Source organism: Dorea sp., from assembly GCF_977044405.1.
Genome location: NZ_CDRRQK010000036.1, coordinates 1 through 21,269 on the forward strand (window position 1 = coordinate 1; position 21,269 = coordinate 21,269).

A 21,269-nucleotide genomic window follows, 5' to 3' on the forward strand; every position below is an offset into this window, starting at 1 on the left:
AAACCATAACATTATTGTGTGAAAGAGTAAATATCTACTGTGCGAGAGTAAATTCCACCGCCCAGTGGGGCAGTGGAATTTAAGAATTCATTTTAGAATATTACGATAGAGTTTGTCAAAGTATTGACAAACTCTATTTTGTTTGCTATGATTAGACTAGAGTACAAACGTTGGTCTAAAATAAGAAAAAAACGTAAAATAACAAAGGATTTTTTAGATAATGGAAAGGAGAATATCATGGATCTGATAACCAATATCCAGAAGTATTCTATTCATGATGGAGACGGAATCCGAACCACAGTATTTTTTAAAGGATGTCCATTAAAATGTGTATGGTGTCATAACCCGGAGACACAGCGTTATGAAAAAGAGATTCAATACGATAAGGAAAAATGCACCGGCTGCGGCGTATGTGCGAAAGTCTGTCCGAACAGTGCAATCACCATGACAGACGGTAAGCCAAAGCTTGATAAGAAGCTGTGTACACTCTGCGGAAAATGTGAGAACTTCTGCCTGCAGGGAATCCGCGAGATGGTAGGCCAGGAATATCCGGTGAAAGCACTGGTAAAAGAACTGATGAAAGATCTGATGTTTTATGAGCAGTCCGGCGGAGGCGTTACACTTTCCGGAGGCGAAGTTATGGCAATGTCAACAGATTATGTGCTGGCAATTGCAAAAGCCTTGAAGAAAGAAGAAGTATCGCTTACAATTGATACATGCGGATATGTTCCATATGAAAAATTTGAAGCAATCCTTCCTTATGTTAATACATTTTTGTATGACGTAAAGGTTATGGATCCAGAGCTTCATAAAAAGTATATCGGAGTGGACAACAAACTGATTTTAGACAATCTTGTGAAACTTTCGGATGCGGGGGCAAGGATTTACATCCGTATCCCGACGATCAAGGAAGTCAATGGCAATGAAGAAAATATGAAAGAAACGATCCGTTTCTTAAAAGAACACGATATCCACCCGGCACAGGTGAATTTACTGCCATATCACAACACAGGAAGCAGTAAATATCCGAAGCTGGATATGGAATATAAAGGTACTGACTTAACTGCACCGGCAAAAGAAGAGATGGAAGCATTTGTGAAAATGTTCCAGGATGCAGGTTTTTCTAACACAAAGATAGGAGGTTAAAACAATGGCTGCAAAAAGAGGCATGAACGAAAGAATCCAGAAGTTAAGAGAGCTGAGTGTTACAACACCAGTACATATCGATCTGGAAAGAGCAAAAATCGAGACAGATTTTTACAAAGCAAATGATGGAAAATATTCAATCCCGGTAATGAGATCAATGGTATTAAAAGAGTATTTCTCTAAAAAGACACTGTATCTCGGAGAGGGAGAACTGATTGTAGGAGAGAAAGGAAAAGATCCACAGGCATCACCTACATTCCCTGAACTGTGCTGTCACAGCGTAGAAGATATGACAGTCATGAGCGAACGTGATCTGGTATCTTTCCATACAACAGAAGAAGACCGTAAGCTTCAGGCAGAAGAGATTATCCCATTCTGGCAAGGACGAAGCATGAGAGAAAAACTCCTGGCAGCTATGACTCCGGAGTGGAATGACTGCTATTCAGCTGGTATGTTCACAGAGTTCATGGAACAGAGAGGTCCTGGACATACTTGTGGTGGGGAGCAGGTATTTACAACAGGATATATGGACTATAAGGCAAAGATCAAAAAGACCATGGATGAACTTGATTTCATGAATGATCCGGAAGCTTATGACAAGATGGAAGAGTTAAAAGCTATGGATATTTCCTGTGATGCAGTGATTATCCTTGGTGAAAGATATCACAAATTAGCACTGGAAATGGCTGAAAAAGAAGCTGATCCGGTACGTAAAGAAGAATTAAAACAGATCGCAGCGAACTTAGAAGTTGTTCCGGCTCATAAGCCGCAGACATTCTGGCAGGCAATCCAGTTATACTGGTTCACACATCTGGCAGTTACAACAGAGCTGAACCCATGGGATGCATTCAGCCCGGGACGTCTTGACCAGCATCTGATCAAATATTATGAAGCAGATACAGAAGCAGGAATTCTGGATGATGACAAAGCAAAAGAACTCTTAGAGTGCTTATGGGTAAAATTCTACAACCAGCCAGCACCTGTAAAAGTAGGTATTACATTAAAAGAAAGTGCTACATATGTAGACTTTGCAAATATCAATACCGGTGGAGTTACACCAGATGGCAAAGATGGTGTTAACGCAGTCAGCTACCTGATCCTTGACTGTATGGATGACATGAAACTGGTACAGCCAAACTCTAACGTAACCATCAGTAAGAAGACACCTGCACGTTTCTTAAAGAGAGCATGCGAGATCTCAAGAAAAGGTTGGGGACAGCCGGCATTCTATAATACAGAAGCTCAGACCATGGAGCTTGTAAATGCTGGTAAATCTCTGGAAGATGCCCGCCGTGGTGGATCTTCAGGATGTGTAGAGACAGGAGCATGGGGAAGTGAAGCTTATATCCTGACAGGATATTTAAATATCCCGAAGGTATTCCAACTGACACTTTACAATGGATACGATACAGAATCAGGAAAGCAACTCGGATTAAAACTTGGTTATGCAAAAGACTTCAAGTCATACGATGAGTTATGGGATGCATTCCAGAAACAGTTAAAACACATCATCGACATCAAGATCCGTGGAAATAACGTAATCGAGAAATTATATGCAGAAAATATGCCGGCACCTTGCCTGTCAGTTGTAACAAACGACTGCATCAGCAATGCAAAAGATTACAACGCTGGTGGAGCAAGATACAATACAAATTATATCCAGGGTGTAGGTATCGGAACCGTTACAGACTGTATCGCAGCTGTAAAATATAACGTATTCGATAAGAAGAACTTCACAATGGAAGAACTGATCGAAGCTATGGATCACAACTTTGAAGGATATGATGCAATCTACCGTATGGTACATGACAGAACACCAAAATATGGTAATGACGATGATTACGCAGATGCAATCATGCAGGATGTATTCAACCTGTATCATGACCTGATCACAGGACGTCCGACCATGAGAGGTGGAAAATACGGTGTAGATATGCTTCCTACTACATGCCACGTATACTTCGGAGAAGTAATCGGTGCAACAGCGAACGGAAGAAAAGCGAACATCCCTGTATCAGAAGGTATCTCACCAGAGAAATCTGCAGATACAAACGGACCTACAGCCGTTATCAAATCTTGTGCTAAGATGGATCATCTTGCAACAGCAGGAACACTTCTGAACCAGAAGTTTACACCTGATGTAGTAGCAGGAGAAAAGGGACTTGACAACATGGCAAGTCTGATCCGAAGCTACTTCGCAATGGATGGACATCATATTCAGTTCAATGTCATCGACAGACAGACACTGATCGAAGCACAGAAAAATCCAGACGATTACAGAGACCTGATCGTACGTGTTGCCGGATACAGTGACTTCTTCCGTAACTTAAGCAAACCGTTACAGGATGAGATCATCAACCGTACAGAGCAGTCATTTGAATAAAAAATGAAAATATAATTTTTAAGGGTTCACTTTTTAGTGGGCCCTTTTGTGTTGCGATAATATGCATTTGAAAGCAGAAAATGTGTTATCATAGAGACAAAGAAGAAAACGCATAGTTCAGAAAGCAATAAGACAGTAAAAGAAAAGGTACAGGTTTCAGAGAAAGATACGGATGAGCAGAAGTATTGTTTGGAATATAGACAGATGTGTCAATTCGTGTCATATACAGTTACTTTGTGCCAGAAATATTGAAAAGGGCAGAATGCTATATTATAATAAAAACAATATAACAGAGTATTTTGAGGGAGGAGCAAGGAATAAAAATTTTCACAAAAACGGAAGTAGATTAAGCACGAATGAGGAGGAAGCTTATGAGTTTAAAAGGAATGAATCTAAGAAAGCAGCGCACAAAGATACAGATGTTTCTGACAATTCTGGTTGTATTATCGGTCATCAGGCAGTTTTTCCTTGGAAATTATCACAATATGTTTCTGGGAATACTGACACTATTTTTATTTATGGTACCAGCCATGCTGGATCAGACACTTGGAGTAACGATTCCGGTTGGGCTTGAGACAGTCATCCTGATCTTTATATTTTCGGCAGAGATATTGGGAGAAATCCATGCATTTTATGTCAAGATTCCAATCTGGGACACGGTATTACATACAACAAACGGGTTCCTTATGGCGGCAATTGGCTTCGCGTTGATTGACCTTTTTAACCGGAGTGACCGGTTTTCCATCAAGATGTCACCGTATTTTGTGGCGTTCTTTGCATTTTGTTTTTCGATGACGGTTGGCGTATTGTGGGAATTCTTTGAATTCAGTATGGACTGGTTTTTTGGAACGGATATGCAGAAAGACTGGATCGTTCCGGCCATTAATTCAGTAAAGCTGAATCCGACAGGAGCCAATGTGCCGGTGCATGTGGATGTACAGTCGGTTGTGATCAATGGACAGGCATGGAATCTTGGCGGATATCTGGATATCGGGATTGTGGATACGATGAAGGATTTGATGGTTAATTTTGTGGGTGCGGTTGTATTTTCGATTATAGGAATTCTGTATCTGAAGCATCGTGGAAGAGGAAAGCTTGCGGCGTCTTTAATACCACAGGTGAGAGAAGAAAAGTAACAGGTAGAAAAGGTCGGTATCAGGTATTGCAAAAAGGGTGAGTTATGGAAAAAGAAATCTCAGGAAAAGAAGCTTTAAAGGAAAAAAGAAAGATTAAAATAAAAAATCAACTGGATCTGTGGTTGTTCTGTGTGCTGATCGGAGCTGTGGCAGGGGCACTTGTATGGGTAATTCTCAAAGTCATGTCGCTTGGAATGGAGCTGATCTGGACGTGGATCCCGGGAAAAATATCGATGCCGTATTATACATTGATTGTCTGCACAGCAGGCGGCGTGATCATAGGTGTATTTCGCAAAATATTCGGGGATTATCCGGAAGAATTAGAAACTGTAATGGGAAAAGTGAAAAAAGAAAAACGGTACGATTACAGCCATATGTTTATCATGATCATTGCAGCGTTGCTGCCACTTCTGATCGGAAGCAGCGTAGGTCCGGAGGCAGGACTTACGGGGATTATTGTAGGATTATGCTACTGGGCAGGAGAGAATCTGAAGTTTGCAAAGCAGCATACAAGAGAATATTCACAAATCGGAATTGCTGTTTCTCTCAGCGTATTATTTCATGCGCCGCTGTTCGGAATCTTCGAAGTAGAGGAAGATTCCGAAGAGTTCCTGCAAAGTGAGTCAGCAGAGAGTCCGAATGTTTCAGAAAAAATCCAGCCAGAAGATAGCAAGGAAGGAGAAAGTACAAAAAAGGAATCTTCGCCAGCAGTTACGATAACGAAAAGTTCTAAGATTTTTATCTACGGTATTGCGCTGGCAGCGGGAACCGGAATCTATGCGGGACTCTCTGCATTATTCGGAGCTGGGATGTCAGGCTTCCCGTCCTTCGATACGGTGGAGATCCAGCGGATTGATTATGTACTTATGATTCTTTATATGATCTGTGGCTGTGTGCTGGCATATTTTTATGAAACAACGCATGCAATAACGGAAAAAATAGCAGATAAAATTCCGGGAATCATAAAAGAAACACTGGCAGGATTGTTACTTGGCCTGACCGGAATGGCTGTTCCGGCAGTAATGTTCTCCGGGGAAGAGCAGATGGAAGTGTTGATGCGGGATTATGCCGGGTATTTTTCGATTGTATTAATTGCAATCGCATTCTTAAAGGTCCTGCTGACCAATGTCTGCATCCAGTTTGGCTTAAAGGGCGGGCATTTCTTCCCGGTGATTTTTGCTGGTGTATGTATGGGATACGGAGTGGCCATGTTATGCTTTGGAAAAGACGGAAGTCATGTTGTATTTGCAGCAGCAATTGTAACAGCTACGTTGCTTGGTGGAATCATGAAGAAGCCGCTGGCAGTAACAATGCTTTTATTCTTATGTTTCCCAGTGAAAATGTTCTTATGGATCTTTATTGCAGCGGCAGTGGGAAGCAAATGTAGTAAAAAATGAAAATAAGATAGAAGAAAATAAGCAGTTTTTTTATAAATAAGATTGCCGGGAATGTGTAAAGAATGAAAATGGGAAAGGGAATATAGTATGGGAAAAGTATGGAAGGGAAAGTTCAAAATGAAAGATAAGAAAAGAAAACTAACCGCATTTATGCTGGCAGCGGCGATGATCTGCGGACTCATATCAGCCATTCCGGCTTACGCAGAAGAAAGCGGGACACCTGCAGGTACAACATTTGACATCCGTGTTGTCCAGACCAATGATATCCATGCAAGGATAGAGGAAGATGAAAAAAGCGGTTTCATCGGTATGGACAGGCTGGCTGGAATCATCCAAAGCTTTACAAGTGAAGGAGATGGAGCACTTGTATTAGACAGCGGAGATACCTTCCATGGGCAGTCGGTTGCTACAGTTGTACAGGGTGAGTCGGTAGCAAGACTTATCAAGGCATGTGGCTATGATGCCATGACACCGGGGAATCATGACTGGAGCTATGGAAAAGACCGGTTAAAAGAACTGGGACAGATGTCGGGGCTTAAGATGCTGGCGGGTAATGTAGTGAATGAAGACGGGACCCCGTTTTTCGATGAGGAAAGTTATATAAAAGAAGTAACAAAGGATGGGAAGACCTTAAAAATAGGTGTGTTTGGCGTAATTGATCCGGCAATGTATCAGAAAACGACACCGTCTAATGTAGCAGGACTTACATTTACAGATGAAGTGGCATATGCGAAGCAGGAAGCTGCAAAGTTAAAGCAGGAAGGCTGTGATGTAGTGATCGCACTTTCCCATACTTACGATCCGGAGGGACTTGCAAAGCAGGTGGACGGCGTGAACCTGTGGTTATGCGGACATGAGCATATCGAGGTCAATACATCCGTTACGACACCGGATGGCTCGACCGCATATGTATCTGAAAGTGGTTACTATCTGACAGAAGCGGGCCTTATGAATCTGGATTGTACGATGGATGAGCAGGGGCAGGTAACTACAACGGTACAGAAGACACCGGTAGATTATACACAGTCACTGAACTATGAAAAAAATGCGGAAGTTACGGAATTACTGGATGTAATTAAAGCGGAAAATGAAGTCGTACTCAGCCGTGAAGTCGGGGAGACCCCGGTGGATCTGGATGGTGTATGGGAGCATCTGAGAATTGATCAGACGAATCTTGGAAATGTAGTAACGGATGCATATCTGGAGGCAACGGGAGCCGATATTGCATTTGAAAATGCAGGTGGAATCCGTGCATCTGTAAATGCGGGAACAGTGACATACGGGGATGTGATCGGTATCAGTCCGTATGGAAATTATATTATAACGAAGAAGCTGACCGGAAAGCAGATAAAAGACATGCTCGAAATATCTGTTGAGATTCAGAAGAAATCCATTGCAGCAAATGAAAGCGGTGACTGGGATGCATGGCCGGAGGATAGTGGAAGTTATCTGCAGATCGGCGGCATAACGGTAGAATATGCTCCGGCGCAGGATGAAGGAAACAGAATCTTATCCATAAAAACAGGAGAGAAAGAACTGGATGAGAACCAGGAATACACAGTTGCGATGAATAATTATCTGGCAGTATCCGAGACATATCCGGAGATGGCAGCAGTAGAAGAAGCGGGGGAATTTTCTGCATGTGATGAGGCACTGATCGCATTTTTTGAACAGGGAAAAGATAAAATTGCGGCAAGTGCAGAATCCAGACGTATGATCCAGACGACGAAAAAAGATCCGGAAGAAGAGAATCCGCAAGATCCGAAAGAACCGGAAAAGGAAAATCCAGAAACACCGGAAAAAGAAAACGGTGAAAATTCAGGAAATTCAAAAGATCCTGCCGGAGGAGCACAGACAAAAGGAAATACGCTGACAACATCAGCCGCCAGCAATAAAAACAAGAGCGAAGCAGCGGCAAAGACAACCAGAAGTCCCAAAACAGCAGATGAAGAAAATGCAGGCATCTGGATATTACTTATGATGTGTGGTGCCGGTGTTGTAGTTATGTATAAAAAAAAGATGATATAAAAGAGATAGCATATGAATGCGGATGGGGTTCTTTTTGAACTACAAAGATATAAAAGCTAAGAAAGAACCCCGGATTGCTGAATTGTTATCTCTTTTACTTTTGGTATTTCATTATATCTTGCAGAAAACATTTTCAGGCACACTCTGGAAGAGCGAAATTTGTTCAAGAGAATATGGTTGGTTAATGCGCAGATCGGGTATATTAACGGTATCTCTTAATATTCCTTGATATGGTTTCAAGCTCATCTTTCGAAAGCTCCGGGAGCCGTTCAAGCTTATCCATGAATGCAGCGAGGGTTTCTTTTCGCTGTAATTCCACCAGCTGGGTATAAAAATTGACAACCACGCCGGTAACAATCGCAACGACAAAGAGCGTATAGATGGTAAGAAGAACCGAGCAGGCCTTACCGATGAATGTTACTGCAACAATATCTCCAAATCCGGCAGTCGAGATCACGGCATAGCAATACCAGAGAGCATCCCCGTAACGGTTGATGTCCGGCTCGACAATTTGTATGACGGCGGCGTCCACAAGAAGAAAGAGGACAAAGCCAAGCAGTATCCGGTCCGCGTGGGTATGCTTTAAAATACCCCATAATATTCTGAGTTTTTTCAATATATGTACCTCCTTAGATGAGCAAAGAATATTCTGATAAATTCATGTTACTACAGAGTGGAATAAAATACAATGAAGTGAAGTTTTATAACTTGAAAAAACTCCGGGAAGTCCATATACTATATATGCGCTTAGAGCGTGTCTGAAAAAGAGACTTATGAAAGGAAAAAATATGAAAGGAATCAGTAGTATAAAAACTGTAGTAGCAGTAGGAATTGGTGCGGCATTGTTTCTGGTACTGGGGCGTTTTGTTGCAATACCGAGTCCGGTTCCGAATACGCAGATCAGCCTTCAGTATGCGGTGCTTGCACTGTTTGCAGTGATGTATGGACCTATGGCGGGAGGTCTGATCGGTCTTGTCGGTCATACCCTTATGGATCTGTCGTGGGGAGGAAGTCCGTGGTGGAGCTGGGGGCTTGCATCAGCATTTGCCGGTCTGCTGATCGGATGTAGTGCCAAAAAGATCAGAATAGAGGACGGAGATTTTGGAGCCGGGAAAAAAGTATTATTTGCTTTGGTGAATATCGTGGCACATGCAATCGCATGGGGCTTTATCGCACCGACTCTGGATATACTGATCTATGCAGAACCGGCCAATAAAGTATATTTACAGGGAATGTTTGCGGCAGCTTCTAACATGCTTACAGGAGTTGTAGTAGGCGGACTGTTACTTGTTTCTTGTTCAAAGACCATTGTAAAGACCGGGTCTTTGGACATGGAAGAATAGATAGAGAAAGGTAGAAATGAATGAAAAATACAGATTCGCCAATCATTTCTTTTAAAAATTATTCGTTTCAGTACAGGGTGCAGAAAAGACCGACACTGAAGAATATTAATCTGGATATATATCCGGGAGAGCGTATTCTGATCGCCGGACCATCGGGGTGCGGGAAGAGTACACTGGCTTCGTGTATCAATGGACTGAATCCATATTCCAATCCGGGAAAAAGTGAAGGTACGTTAATTGTAGATGGAGTGGATGCAAGGCAGAGCAGTATATTTGAACTGTCGGCTCATGTAGGAACCGTATTGCAGGATCCGGATGGCCAGTTTATCGGACTGACGGTAGGGGAAGACATCGCATTTGCATTGGAAAATGCATGTATGCAGCAGAAAGAAATGAAAGAAATTACACAGCATGTTGCAGAACTGGTAGGAATGGAAGACCATCTGGAGTATGCCCCGTATGAGCTGTCAGGTGGACAGAAACAACGCGTAAGCATGGCAGGAGTCATGGTAAATCAGGTGAAAATCCTGTTGTTTGACGAACCGCTTGCAAGTCTGGATCCCGCAACCGGAAAGCAGACAATGGAACTGATAGAAGAAATCCAGCAGAAAACAGATACGACCGTAGTGATTATAGAGCACCGTCTGGAAGATGTATTATGGCGGGATGTGGACCGGATTATTCTGATGGAAGGAGGAGAAATCCTTGCAGATTTAAGACCAGATGAATTACTGGCAACCAGTCTGCTTACAGAGACAGGAATCCGTGAACCACTGTATCTGACTGCAATGCGCTATGCAGGAATTGAGATTACAGAAGAAAAGAAACCGGCTCATGTGGAATCGATGCTTCTGGATGAAACAGATAAGAAGAAGCTGCAGCAGTGGTTTGAAATGTATACAGAGAAAGAAAATGCCGGAAAAGACGATATCCTTTTGGAAGTAAAAAATCTGGAGTTTGGATATAGCGAAGATAAAAAGATATTAGAAAATGTCAGCTTATCGATCCGAAAGGGAGAGATGGTAAGTATTGTCGGTAAGAATGGAGCAGGAAAATCTACATTTGCCAAATTGATATGTGGATTTGAAACACCGGATACAGGAGAAATCCTGCTGAATGGACAGAATCTGTTAAAAGAAAATATAAGACACCGTGCACAACATATCGGCTATGTCATGCAGAATCCAAATCAGATGATATCCAAACCGATGATCTTCGATGAAGTAGCACTGAGTCTGAAAAAACAGGGATTCACCAAAGAAGAGATCCGAAGGAAAGTGGAAGCAACATTAAAAATCTGTGGACTGTATCCGTTCCGCAACTGGCCTGTGTCAGCACTTAGCTTTGGACAAAAAAACGAGTGACCATTGCAAGTGTACTGGTGCAGGATCCGGAGATGATCATTCTGGACGAACCAACAGCAGGACAGGATCTGAAACACTATACAGAGATCATGGAATTTTTGAAGCGGTTAAATAACGACGGAGTTACGATCGTAATGGTTACACATGACATGCATCTGATGCTGGAATATACTTCACGTGCATTTGTATTTTCGGACGGAGGACTGATTGCAGAAAAAAGTCCGGCAGAAGTATTGTGTGACCAGGAGCTGATCAGTCGGGCCGCATTAAAAGAAACCAGCCTTTTTACACTGGCAAAACGGTGCGGGATTACCCCGCCGGAAGCATTGGTGGAATGCTTTATAAAAGAAGACAGGGAGGTGCGTAGTTATGTCAGCTAAGACCGTGTTAAATTATCTTCCCAAGGACAGTGTGATACACAGACTGACCGGAACTACCAAGCTGATCTTCTTTTTGCTGTTTACTTTTGCAAGTATGCTTACATATAATACATGGATCCTGATTGGATTATTTGCAGTAAGTCTGGCAGCCTTTAAGCTAAGCAAAATAAAAATCAGTGAAATACAATTCATACTGGTATTTATGCTGATTTTTCTGGCACTTAATAATTTATTTATCTTCATATTTGATCCGGGACAGGGAACGAACCTGTATGGGACACGGCATGTATTATGTCACCTGTTCTGGAGATATGATCTGACCGCTGAACAGTTATTTTACCAGCTTAATATATCAATGAAATACTTTGTAGCGCTGCCGGTTGCGATTTTATTTATTTCTTCTACGAATCCAAGTGAATTTGCAGCTAGCCTGAACAGTATTGGCATTCCTTACAAAATCGGCTATTCTGTGGCGATCGCACTTCGATATATTCCGGATATCCAGCGTGATTATCACAGCATCAGCCAGGCGCAGCAGGCAAGGGGTGTAGAACTTGGAAAAAATGAGAAGTTTTTTGTAAGAATAAAAAACTCGGTCAGCATTTTACTTCCACTGATATTAACGAGCCTCAACCGCATCGATACCATATCGAACGCGATGGAGCTTCGAGGGTTTGGCAAACATCCAAAGAGGACATGGTATACGAAGCGGCCGTTTGCGAAGATGGATGTCTTAGTGATTGTAATCGGAATCCTGCTGCTTACAATCAGTGCTGTTGTGACAGTAAGATTTGGACGTTTTTATAATCCATGGAATTAAGTCGGGGGAAAAGATATTTTGGTCCGGACTGCATATCATAATAAGCCAGAATCACGAAAATGTAGAAGTGATTCTGGTTTTTGTATATTATATTCTCAACATAATTTTAGCAGAAAAGATGCCGTCTTCATATGTAAATGTACTGGCACCGCCGTTTTTTTCAGCTATGCGCCGCACAGACTGGATGCCGACTCCGTTTCCATGGCGCTTGGAAGACTGGAAGACATGATTCTTTTCATGAATCTCTCCATCAAAAGGATTGGTAACCTGGATCAGGAGCAGATGCGGTGAGTGCAGATAAGCCGAGATCTTAATGCTGCGTTTGGCGGCAGAGGTTTTTAGGCTGGCTTCCAGTGCATTTTCCAGCAGATTGGAAAGAACAAGGCACATATCGATTTCGTCAGCAGTAATTTTTGCAGGAAGGTCGGTCTGTGCATGAAACGGTATATTTTCTCTTTTGGCAAGTGCACAGTAATATCCGATGACGCTGTCGGCCGCACGGTTTTCGCAAAAATGCATATCGAGATCCGGAATCTTATTGGTAGCATTTTCCAGGTACTGCCTGATCTTTTTCAGATCCCCCTGTTCGGCCAGGGAAGATAACTGGACAAAATGATGTCTGAGATCATGTCTTGCGTGTCTGGCTTCCTCGATCGCTGCAAGGAGGGTGTCATAGCGCTGCTTTTGAAGCGACAGAAAATGATTCTCCTGCTGAAGTCTGGCATTACGGTTCAGACTGATCGCCATCAGAAGGAACATGGTATAAAAAAGTGCAAGGATTACAAGGAGTACAAGACTGATGATAATATATCCCTGCAGGATACGTCCGGTATAAAGCGTACCTTTATATCTGGGCACCATGAATAGATTGAGCCCGGTAAATAAGAGCGGAATCATCCAGAACACATACCAGGTCTGGGCGAAGTTGTCGTCTTCCATCATAGTACGGACTGCGTGGGAGGCAGGATACCAGGCCGCAAGAACGAAGATCCAGCAGATCAGGTTGTAGAAGAATCCGGCATTGGTACAGAACCACAGAGGAATTCCGGTTGTGTCAGGATGCTGCCATAAGAATCCAAGCAGACTTCCGGCAGCAGGTTTTTCCGGCATCATAAGAAGTGCACTGATGGCTCTGGATAAGCTGTTTACACAGGCGAAGACAGCGCAGACTGCAAGAAATACACTGACGGATTTCCAGATGGAGATCCGGAGTGTCTTGTGATAAAGCAGAAAAAGGCAAGGCAGCAGTGGAAAAAGAATCCATGCAGTGGAAAGATTCCAGTGATAACAGATCGCCCCACCCAGAATCGAGACGATAGCAAGCAGCGGAACCAGCCAGAGCAAAAGGTTCAAAAATGCCGGATCTGCATGATCTGTTCCGGCATCTGAAAAAGACTTATGACTGCCGGTGTGGATATAAGATCTCACCGGGAGATAAGCTAAGAGCATACCGGGAATGATAACGGTAAGTTCCAGAATTGGTTGAAGTATTGTGTTCATTTAAGCCGGCCCCCTTTGGAATAGAAAATCCATAAATGTCTGTCTGGCAGTCTTGATAAGCTTCCGGCTGACCAGAACATGTTCCTGATTATCCAGTATAAAAGAAGTTCCGTCAAAATCAATCGCATGTTCCAGGTTAACTACGACACCGCGGCCGCAGATGAAAAAACGGGCATCGGACTTAAGAGGAGACGTAAAATCTCCGAAAGACTGTCTGGTGATCAGAATCTTTTGGTTTGCTGTGTGAATATGTATCATATGAGAAAAATGTTCTGCATATACAATGTCTTTATATGGAATCTGAACCGTACTTCCATTTACCATAATCTCTATATATTTTTCCGGTGCCGGTATACGGATCAGGATTTCGTCCATCAGATCGGAAATGTCATGTTCGGTGTATGGTTTTACCAGATAATGCATGGCACGTACCTGAAACCCTTCTAACGCATGGTCGGTCGAGGTCGTTGTAAAAATCAACAAACAGTCTTTGTCATATCTGCGAAATTCTTTTGCAGTATCAATTCCATTTAATCGATCCATATAAATATCCAGGAATATAACGGTGAAATGCCGGGTTTTCGAAGCAGTAAGGAATGCTTCTCCATTTTCATATTCAAAAAAGTCAGCGTGGATGCTGCGCTTCTTTAGCTGTTTTGTAATGCGCTCGATTAGAAGCGTACGCTCGTCTTTTATGTCATCAACAATTGCTATCAGCAAGGAAATCCCCTCCTTTTGTAGTATAAGTATACCATGAAATTTTGTGTCAGACTATGTGTCAGATATACCATTCGTGTCATTTCAGGGCACTTCGTGACAGATGCATTGAAAAAGATGCCGGCATTTTTATAATGAAATTACAATAAGTCAAAAGATTTCAGGAACACATGAAATGGTCGGTGGCCAGGTTGGTATTTTAGAAACGGCAATTGTGGATGATTTGAAGAAGGAAGGAGAGCAAGTGTATCGAATTATAATTGTATCGGATAAAGAAAAGAATGGTTTGCGCTATGCAGACCGGATCGTAAGATTCTGTATGAACAGGAATGTATTTCCACAGGTGGAATATTATCAGGATCAGGAAAAATTCTTTGAACGGGTGGAAGAGATTACGCCGACCAGTGTGCTGATTGCATTGTCGGGGGTACAGGGATTAAATGCAGTAGAACATATGCGTATGTTTTGTCCACAATGCGGAATTATCTGGTGTAGTGATCTGGATTTTTCCCTGCACGCATTCAGACTCAGGGTGGAGTATTTCTTTAAGGAACCGATCGAAGATGAGATGTTTGAAGAAGGGCTTACTGTATGGTATGAGCGCAGGAGAGGCTCAGGGATATAAAGGAGGAGATGAGCTATGAAAAAGAGAATCTTAACAATAGGAGCGTTATTACTGAGTGTATCTTTGATGACCGGATGTACATCAGGCGGATCACAGAAAGAAGAGACAAAGCAGGAGAAGACAGAAAATACAGAAAACACAGCAAAACTTACAAACGCGATGCCGGTCAAACCACTTACCAGTAAAGTCATTGACGAGAATCCGTATATGGTAAAAGGAGATACGAACATTCATCACGACTGTTATAATACCGATTCTACAGATGAAATCCTGCCGCTGGCAATCTATCCGGAGATCAATGTGTCCTATGAGACGGTGAATGCCAATGCTTCACCGGCGATCTTCTTTGATTCTTATGGACATGCTGTGGTTCCATTACAAGGAGGTCTGGCAATCCGTGATATTAACGCGGAAGAGACGACGACAATGGGGTATTATTCACCGGCAAAACATGACGGCGGTGGATATGTGATCCAGAGTTCTTATTCATTTGTAGATGAGAGCAACAGACTCGTATGCCCGACAAGTAATAACCATGTATTGATGTTAAAAGCAACCGATGAGAGTGGAAATGTACTCCCGGAATTTGAAAAAGTACTGGATATTGACATCAAAGCGGTTGCGGAATCGGTGCTTGGGAAGACTCTGGATCAGAATCTTTTGTCTGTTGTCTTTGACTATGACGGTAATCTCTGGTTTGCAACCGGCGGTTTCAGAATCTATCCGGACCGGAAACAGCAGGGAGCAATCGGTTATATCTCCCGGACTGCTATCGATACGATATTGAATGGAGGAGAAGCAGATCTTGCGAATTCCGTATTCGTCTATGATCTGGAACCTGGAGAAGGAGCGGAAAATGGTATCGCAGCGTCTAAAGAAGGCGCAGTAATCTTAACCAATCAGAACTGTTATCTGCTGCAGGCAGAAAATGGAGTAAAAAAAGTGTGGCAGACACCATATGAAAGCGTCGGTGCAAAAGACAGTAAAAAAGGAGATGAGACAACCGGCGGAGGACTTGCGTGGGGAAGTGGATGTTCACCATCTCTTTCTAAAAATCTTGTGATGTTTACCGACAACCAGAATCCGGTAAATCTGATCGCACTGGATATGAAGACCGGTGAAAAAGTAGCAAGTCATCCGGTCATCGATGAGCTTGCAGAGGATATGCAGGTATCAGTTGAGAATTCCGCAATCGTATATGACAATGGTGACGACACGGTCAGTACAGTCGTATGTAACTGGTTCGGTGCGGGAAGTGCGAATCTTGCAAAAGCGGACAACGATTCTTCCGTACAAAGTTACGCCAACATTTACGATGTGAACTGGCTCAAAGAAGGTAATCAGATGATCATGCCGGGTGTGGAACGTGTTGATACCGTGAAGACAAAAGATGGCTATAAGATGAAGAGCATCTGGTGCAGGGATGATATCAGGGAAACTTCGATGATGAAGCTTTCGACAGCAACGGGATACATTTACGGATATGTACAGGACGTAAAAAGTGGCATGTGGCAGTATATCGCACTGGATTTTGAGACCGGGAAGACCGCATTTTCTATGGACGTGGCGAGCAGACCAGGGTATAACAATATGGCGATTGGCATGTATGCAGGAAGCAGCGGCAATTCTTTATATTGCCCGACCGGATGTCTGGAACTGTTAAGACTGCAGGACAGATTCGTCTATCTGCCGGAGATTCCATACCGTAAGCTTGATCTGGATAAGGCTCAGAGAAATGTGATGTCACAGGAAACGTATGCTTCGGCAGGCGGAAAAGGAGAAGTCGCAAGCTGGCTGAATACAGTAACCGTAGACCGGATTACGTCAGATGCAGAAGTTGCATTCCGGATGAAGGGAATATCGGGAAGTACGAAAGAATTCAAGTTGTACGCTTACACAAGTGACGGAACATTAAAAGAAGTACCATCGAAGTTATGGCATATCCAAGAAGAAAATGGAACAGAACCGGCGAAACTGTCTGAGAATACATTGTATGAAGTACATATCAGGGTAGAAGATGGTGGAGCATACGATCTGAGCGGTAATGAAAAAGAAATTAAGGCATCGGTGGTGCTTGGAAAATAAAAAAGCTTGTTTTGCAGAAAAAAATCCCGTATATTAAAGTTAGATAAAACTAATTAATGCAAAGAACAGTGGAGAGATATATGAATAAAAAAATATGGGATTTGTATGCACCAATTTATGAAAAGGCAATGCGGGCTGACCGGAAATATTATGGCTATATGTACAGACGTATCCGGCAACAGATTAAAGGAAAAGAAGTACTCGAAATTGCGACTGGACCAGGACTTTTAGCAAAACATGTTGCAGATGTTTCAAAACGCATGGTGGCAACGGATTATTCGGAAGGAATGATCCGTGAGGCCATGAAAGGAAAATATTCTGATAAACTGATATTTGAGGTGGCAGATGCGGTGCAGCTGCCTTATCAAGACAATACATTTGACGTGGTTATAATTGCAAATGCGCTGCATGTTATGCCAGAACCGGAAAAGGCTTTAAAAGAAATTGACAGGGTTTTACGAAAGGACGGATTATTAATTGCGCCGAATTTTGTCGGACACAAATCGGGAATTCCCGGCAGATTCTGGGCAGGGATCTTAAAAATTGCCGGAATCAGTTTTGAACATCAGTGGACAGGGCAAGAATATGTTGCCTGGCTTAGAGCACATGGATGGAAGATCAGACATTCGAAATTGCTGCCGTCAAGAATTGCATTGATGTATGTAGAATGTATGCGAAAAAAAGATACGCAGACTGGGGAAATAGAACATGAAAAATCCATATGAACTGGCAAACAATATATTACAATTTGTAAATGATAAAAAAGTTTCAGAATCCCGGGAAGGAAGATTCACAAGTATCGACCTGTATGGAACTGCTGTCAATGGAAAATGCGGAGAAGAAAAGGACTACGATTGAATATCCGAATGGCGTTGAAGTGTCGAAAGAAAAATGAGAGGTAGAGAGACTCACTATTAGCGAAAAGAAACATAAAAATAAGCGATATTAGCCATGCATAAGACCTTTGACTTTAAGAAATATGTAGAATATAAGGTCTATTCGGTGACAACAATCAAAAATGGATATGGATTTCGTGATGAAGTAATCGGACAGCTACATACCGGAATCTATATTGTGTATGGAAAAATCCGGGTAGAGGAGTTTATGATCTTCTGGTTGGAAGATATTATGCGTCCCCGAATAACAGACGACACTTATACAACTTACAAAAGTGCCATTAAGAATTACATTGTTCCACAGATTGGAAAGATGTATATGTCTACACTAAATCAGGGGTATATCAGAAAATTATATAATGCAGTTGCAGAGAAGTATGAATCAGTTGCGAAAAATGTCAGGACGATCATGAAAACATCATTGGAGTATGCATTTAACAAAAATGTACTGGCAACAAATCTAGCGAAGGGAATCAATTTACCGAAGAAAAACGATAAAGACATGTTGAAATCCTTGGATTTGCCTGATATTCATTTTCACCAGTTGAGAAATACCTATGCAACTATTTTGCTGAAGAATAGCTTTAATTCAAAAGGTGTTTCGCATTTATTGGGACATAAGGATCAGGAGTATGTAAAAGATATTTCTATTTATGAAATTACAGATTTCCCGAATCATCCGTTTAAGGTAAAAATGGATGATAAGATGTTGGAAACTATCGAAAGCGTGCGTAATCATGGCGTATTAGTTCCAGCACTTGTCAGGGAAAAGCCAACAGGTGGGTATGAAATGATTTCCGGACACCGTAGAAAAATGGCGAGTGAACTGGCAGGATTTGAGAATATGCCTTGTATAGTAAGGAATCTTAGTGATGATGAAGCAGTCATTGTCATGGTTGACAGCAATCTTCAAAGAGAAGAAATCTTACCATCAGAAAAGGCATTTGCTTACAAAATGAAATTAGAAGCAATGAAAAGACAGGGACAAAGAACCGATTTAACTTCGTCGCCACTGGCGACAAAGTTGAAAGGGAAACGCTCTGATGAATTATTAGGTGAGCAGGTTGGAGAAAGTAAAGACCAAATCAGAAGATATATTCGATTAACCTATTTGATACCGGAAATCCTTGAAATGGTCGATGACAAAAAGATTTCTATGCGTCCGGCGGTGGAGCTGTCTTATTTGCCGAAAGAGGAACAGGAGATATTGTACGACACCATGGAGTCGGAGGCTTGTACCCCAAGTCATGCACAGGCAATTAAAATCCGTAAATTTTCAGCAGAGGGAAGGTTGAATGAAGATGTTTTGCTGTCAATTATGGCAGAAGAGAAGCCAAATCAGGTAGAGCAGTGGAAAATCCCGAAGAACCGACTGAAAAAATACTTTCCGTCGGGAACTTCACAGCAGAAAATGGAAGAAACCATTATCAAAGCACTGGAATTATACCGGAAACGGGAAAAAAGCAGGGAACGATAGGTAATTTGACACCAAGGGAGAAGTCTATCCGTTGGGGGGGCAATGAGAAATCAGCCTATTTCTGTTTTCCCCTCCCCACACCCTACCCCTTTGGTTTACCAGCAGATTACCAGCCGAAAAGACAATAAAGAGCCGGGAACATCTTCTCTTTCGGCAGGTCAGAGATTCCCATACCCTGCATGACAGCAGGGAGCAAACAGCATAAAGCAACAGCAGGCGTTCCAGACGGACGTCTTTTTATGATTGAAAAGAAAGGAATTGTAGAAAATGAAGAAGATATGGAAACGAGTGTGTACAGGAATTCTTGCCCTGACCACGATTTTAACCGCATTACCGATTTCAACAGTTCAGGCAGCGGAAACACAGTATTGGACGGAATCCTCAGAGAGAGTCGGATATATTGAACATGTGATGAATGATGGAACCATTCATTCTACATTCAATGAAGGTCACATGAAAGTAGAGGGTGAAACCGCCTATTGTGTAGATATTAACACTGGATTCAAGAATGGGTATAAAACCAGACACGATGCAAGTTCCAGCATGAGTGCTGCACAGATTGAAGATGTGGCATTGTCACTGGAATATGTAAAGCAGTATAGGGGCAGTCACAGTAACCTGAATGCGAATCAGGGATATCTGTTGGAACAGTGTGTGGTATGGCAGAGACTCAGTGAACAGTTAGGCTGGCAGTGTGATAATGTACGAGCTGCATATTCTGAGATTTCGCAGGATATTCAGAATGAAGTGTATGCAGGAGCGAGAGCATTTGTACAGGCGAACAAAGGTCGCTATAAATGTGGTGGATATATCTATACTGGCGAAGGACAGGATCTCGGACAGTTTTGGGCAGAACTGAATGTCGGAAATGCGAAGGTAAAAAAGACTACAGCAAATGAAAGTATCACAAAAGCAAATGCAATGTATTCCATTGCCGGAGCAACTTTTGGCATATTCTCAGACCAGAATTGCAGTAAGCAGATTGGAACGCTTACAACAAATGAGAATGGTGAGACAAATGAAGTTGAAGTGACTGCAGGGACTGTTTATATCAAAGAGCTTTCTGCACCGAAAGGATATAAGCTGGATACGACAGTACGCAGTCTGAAAGTTGAAGCCGGAAAGACAGCTGTATTAAATGTTTCCGATGTTCCGAAAGTAACAGAGACATTGGTAGATCTGTTTAAGTTTGATATGGAGACAGGAAAAGCAACCGCACAGGGAAATGCAGCACTGTCAGGAGCAGAGTTTACCTGGCATTATTATGACGGATTTTATACAAAAGATAACTTACCAGAGAAAGCAACACGTACCTGGGGTACAAAAACGGTGGCAGAAAAGAGCAGTGACGGAAGTATTCATTATGTGACAAAACTGTCAGATGCTTACAAAGTATCGGGAGATGCATTTTACACTCAGAATGAAAAAAGCGTATTACCACTTGGAACACTGACTGTTGAGGAGACAAAAGCACCAGACGGATATTTACTTGACGGAGCTTATATGCAGGCAGGGGACAACACAGAGCAGATAAAAGGAATGTATCTGACACAGATCACAGAGGACGGAGAACTTGCAGTTCTTTCCGGAAACAATCAGTATTCCGTATCTGACCAGGTAATCCGAGGTGGTGTGAAGATTCAGAAACGTGATTTAGAGACAAAAGATACCAAAGCACAGGGAAGTGCCACATTAAAAGATACTGCATTTGCAATTATTTCTCTGAACGAGAATCCGGTTCTGGTAGAAGGAAAGCTATACAAAAGGAATGAGACAGTTAAGATGATTCAGACAGGGATTGATGGTATTGCAATAACATCAACAGATTTACTTCCATATGGTAAATACAAACTGGAGGAAACAAAAGCACCGGAAGGTTATCTGACAGACGGTGCAAAAGCGATTGAATTTTCCATTACAGAAAATGGAAAAATCGTAGATTTAACAGACGAAAGCCATTCCATTTACAACC

The 21,269-nt window shown here is 42.3% G+C and carries 18 protein-coding genes; 15 read left to right on the forward strand and 3 right to left on the reverse strand.

What is annotated here, in order from left to right:
* Window positions 1-237 precede the first annotated feature (237 nt).
* From ACWJAF_RS12780 to ACWJAF_RS12800, 5 genes are all read left to right on the forward strand, one after another.
* Complete coding sequence (locus ACWJAF_RS12780) at window positions 238-1,146, forward strand: trans-4-hydroxy-L-proline dehydratase activase (RefSeq protein WP_448864421.1); 909 nt, start codon at window positions 238-240, stop codon at window positions 1,144-1,146.
* A 4-nt stretch (window positions 1,147-1,150) separates the two neighbouring features.
* Window positions 1,151-3,529 (forward strand): trans-4-hydroxy-L-proline dehydratase, encoded by a 2,379-nt coding sequence (gene hypD / locus ACWJAF_RS12785; protein ID WP_448864423.1) that lies wholly within the window; start codon window positions 1,151-1,153, stop codon window positions 3,527-3,529.
* A gap of 371 nt (window positions 3,530-3,900) precedes the next feature.
* On the forward strand, window positions 3,901-4,665 hold the full coding sequence (locus ACWJAF_RS12790; RefSeq protein ID WP_448864425.1) for a hypothetical protein: 765 nt from the start codon (window positions 3,901-3,903) through the stop codon (window positions 4,663-4,665).
* A 44-nt stretch (window positions 4,666-4,709) separates the two neighbouring features.
* On the forward strand, window positions 4,710-6,062 hold the full coding sequence (locus ACWJAF_RS12795; RefSeq protein WP_448864427.1) for a chloride channel protein: 1,353 nt from the start codon (window positions 4,710-4,712) through the stop codon (window positions 6,060-6,062).
* 87 nt (window positions 6,063-6,149) lie between these two features.
* On the forward strand, window positions 6,150-8,090 hold the full coding sequence (locus tag ACWJAF_RS12800; RefSeq protein WP_448864429.1) for a bifunctional metallophosphatase/5'-nucleotidase: 1,941 nt from the start codon (window positions 6,150-6,152) through the stop codon (window positions 8,088-8,090).
* A 202-nt stretch (window positions 8,091-8,292) separates the two neighbouring features.
* Here the strand turns inward: ACWJAF_RS12800 and ACWJAF_RS12805 are convergent, their stop codons facing one another.
* Complete coding sequence (locus tag ACWJAF_RS12805) at window positions 8,293-8,706, reverse strand: ion channel (RefSeq protein WP_448864432.1); 414 nt, start codon at window positions 8,704-8,706, stop codon at window positions 8,293-8,295.
* A gap of 157 nt (window positions 8,707-8,863) precedes the next feature.
* Between ACWJAF_RS12805 and ACWJAF_RS12810 the strand changes: the two genes are divergently transcribed.
* Genes ACWJAF_RS12810 through ACWJAF_RS12825 form a run of 4 tightly spaced genes read left to right on the forward strand, consistent with a single transcriptional unit; the run spans window position 8,864 to window position 11,997 of the window.
* Window positions 8,864-9,433: an ECF-type riboflavin transporter substrate-binding protein gene (locus tag ACWJAF_RS12810; RefSeq protein ID WP_448864434.1), complete on the forward strand. Its 570-nt coding sequence runs from the start codon at window positions 8,864-8,866 to the stop codon at window positions 9,431-9,433.
* A gap of 20 nt (window positions 9,434-9,453) precedes the next feature.
* Complete coding sequence (locus tag ACWJAF_RS12815) at window positions 9,454-10,797, forward strand: ABC transporter ATP-binding protein (protein WP_448864437.1); 1,344 nt, start codon at window positions 9,454-9,456, stop codon at window positions 10,795-10,797.
* Window positions 10,794-11,177: a hypothetical protein gene (locus tag ACWJAF_RS12820; protein ID WP_448864439.1), complete on the forward strand. Its 384-nt coding sequence runs from the start codon at window positions 10,794-10,796 to the stop codon at window positions 11,175-11,177. The genes ACWJAF_RS12815 and ACWJAF_RS12820 overlap by 4 nt, the downstream gene beginning before the upstream one ends.
* Window positions 11,167-11,997 carry an energy-coupling factor transporter transmembrane component T family protein gene (locus tag ACWJAF_RS12825; RefSeq protein ID WP_448864441.1) on the forward strand — a complete coding sequence of 277 codons (831 nt, stop codon included), beginning with the start codon at window positions 11,167-11,169 and terminating at the stop codon, window positions 11,995-11,997. The genes ACWJAF_RS12820 and ACWJAF_RS12825 overlap by 11 nt, the downstream gene beginning before the upstream one ends.
* A gap of 87 nt (window positions 11,998-12,084) precedes the next feature.
* On the opposite strand, the gene ACWJAF_RS12830 is transcribed toward ACWJAF_RS12825, so the two are convergent.
* Both ACWJAF_RS12830 and ACWJAF_RS12835 read right to left on the reverse strand, forming a co-directional pair.
* Window positions 12,085-13,497: a GHKL domain-containing protein gene (locus ACWJAF_RS12830; protein ID WP_448864443.1), complete on the reverse strand. Its 1,413-nt coding sequence runs from the start codon at window positions 13,495-13,497 to the stop codon at window positions 12,085-12,087.
* A complete protein-coding gene (locus ACWJAF_RS12835) occupies window positions 13,498-14,217 on the reverse strand; it encodes a LytR/AlgR family response regulator transcription factor (protein ID WP_448864445.1) in 720 nt (239 codons plus the stop codon).
* Between the two features lie 172 nt (window positions 14,218-14,389).
* Here ACWJAF_RS12835 and ACWJAF_RS12840 point away from each other — a divergent pair, with 172 nt between their 5' ends.
* The 6 genes from ACWJAF_RS12840 to ACWJAF_RS12865 all read left to right on the forward strand — a co-directional run.
* Window positions 14,390-14,839 carry a response regulator gene (locus ACWJAF_RS12840; protein WP_448864447.1) on the forward strand — a complete coding sequence of 150 codons (450 nt, stop codon included), beginning with the start codon at window positions 14,390-14,392 and terminating at the stop codon, window positions 14,837-14,839.
* A 15-nt stretch (window positions 14,840-14,854) separates the two neighbouring features.
* Window positions 14,855-16,924: a hypothetical protein gene (locus tag ACWJAF_RS12845; RefSeq protein WP_448864450.1), complete on the forward strand. Its 2,070-nt coding sequence runs from the start codon at window positions 14,855-14,857 to the stop codon at window positions 16,922-16,924.
* Window positions 16,925-17,004: 80 nt separating this feature from the next.
* The gene (locus ACWJAF_RS12850) at window positions 17,005-17,649 is read left to right on the forward strand and encodes a methyltransferase domain-containing protein (RefSeq protein ID WP_448864452.1); all 645 of its coding nucleotides are present in this window, start codon (window positions 17,005-17,007) and stop codon (window positions 17,647-17,649) included.
* Entirely contained in the window at window positions 17,633-17,782 is a 150-nt protein-coding gene (locus tag ACWJAF_RS12855; protein WP_448864454.1) for a hypothetical protein, read from the forward strand. Before ACWJAF_RS12850 ends, ACWJAF_RS12855 begins: the two co-directional genes overlap by 17 nt.
* Before the next feature lie 93 nt (window positions 17,783-17,875).
* On the forward strand, window positions 17,876-19,297 hold the full coding sequence (locus ACWJAF_RS12860; RefSeq protein ID WP_448864456.1) for a ParB/RepB/Spo0J family partition protein: 1,422 nt from the start codon (window positions 17,876-17,878) through the stop codon (window positions 19,295-19,297).
* Window positions 19,298-19,564: 267 nt separating this feature from the next.
* On the forward strand, window positions 19,565-21,269 hold a 1,705-nt coding region (locus ACWJAF_RS12865), incomplete at its 3' end, for an MSCRAMM family protein (protein WP_448864458.1).

Coding starts and splice junctions, on each gene's coding strand:
- ACWJAF_RS12780 (WP_448864421.1), top strand. CDS start 238: ATGGATCTGATAACCAATATCCAGAAGTATTCTATTCATGATGGAGAC.
- hypD (WP_448864423.1), top strand. CDS start 1,151: ATGGCTGCAAAAAGAGGCATGAACGAAAGAATCCAGAAGTTAAGAGAG.
- ACWJAF_RS12790 (WP_448864425.1), top strand. CDS start 3,901: ATGAGTTTAAAAGGAATGAATCTAAGAAAGCAGCGCACAAAGATACAG.
- ACWJAF_RS12795 (WP_448864427.1), top strand. CDS start 4,710: ATGGAAAAAGAAATCTCAGGAAAAGAAGCTTTAAAGGAAAAAAGAAAG.
- ACWJAF_RS12800 (WP_448864429.1), top strand. CDS start 6,150: ATGGGAAAAGTATGGAAGGGAAAGTTCAAAATGAAAGATAAGAAAAGA.
- ACWJAF_RS12810 (WP_448864434.1), top strand. CDS start 8,864: ATGAAAGGAAAAAATATGAAAGGAATCAGTAGTATAAAAACTGTAGTA.
- ACWJAF_RS12815 (WP_448864437.1), top strand. CDS start 9,454: ATGAAAAATACAGATTCGCCAATCATTTCTTTTAAAAATTATTCGTTT.
- ACWJAF_RS12825 (WP_448864441.1), top strand. CDS start 11,167: ATGTCAGCTAAGACCGTGTTAAATTATCTTCCCAAGGACAGTGTGATA.
- ACWJAF_RS12830 (WP_448864443.1), bottom strand. CDS start 13,497: ATGAACACAATACTTCAACCAATTCTGGAACTTACCGTTATCATTCCC.
- ACWJAF_RS12840 (WP_448864447.1), top strand. CDS start 14,390: ATGGTCGGTGGCCAGGTTGGTATTTTAGAAACGGCAATTGTGGATGAT.
- ACWJAF_RS12845 (WP_448864450.1), top strand. CDS start 14,855: ATGAAAAAGAGAATCTTAACAATAGGAGCGTTATTACTGAGTGTATCT.
- ACWJAF_RS12850 (WP_448864452.1), top strand. CDS start 17,005: ATGAATAAAAAAATATGGGATTTGTATGCACCAATTTATGAAAAGGCA.
- ACWJAF_RS12855 (WP_448864454.1), top strand. CDS start 17,633: ATGAAAAATCCATATGAACTGGCAAACAATATATTACAATTTGTAAAT.
- ACWJAF_RS12860 (WP_448864456.1), top strand. CDS start 17,876: ATGCATAAGACCTTTGACTTTAAGAAATATGTAGAATATAAGGTCTAT.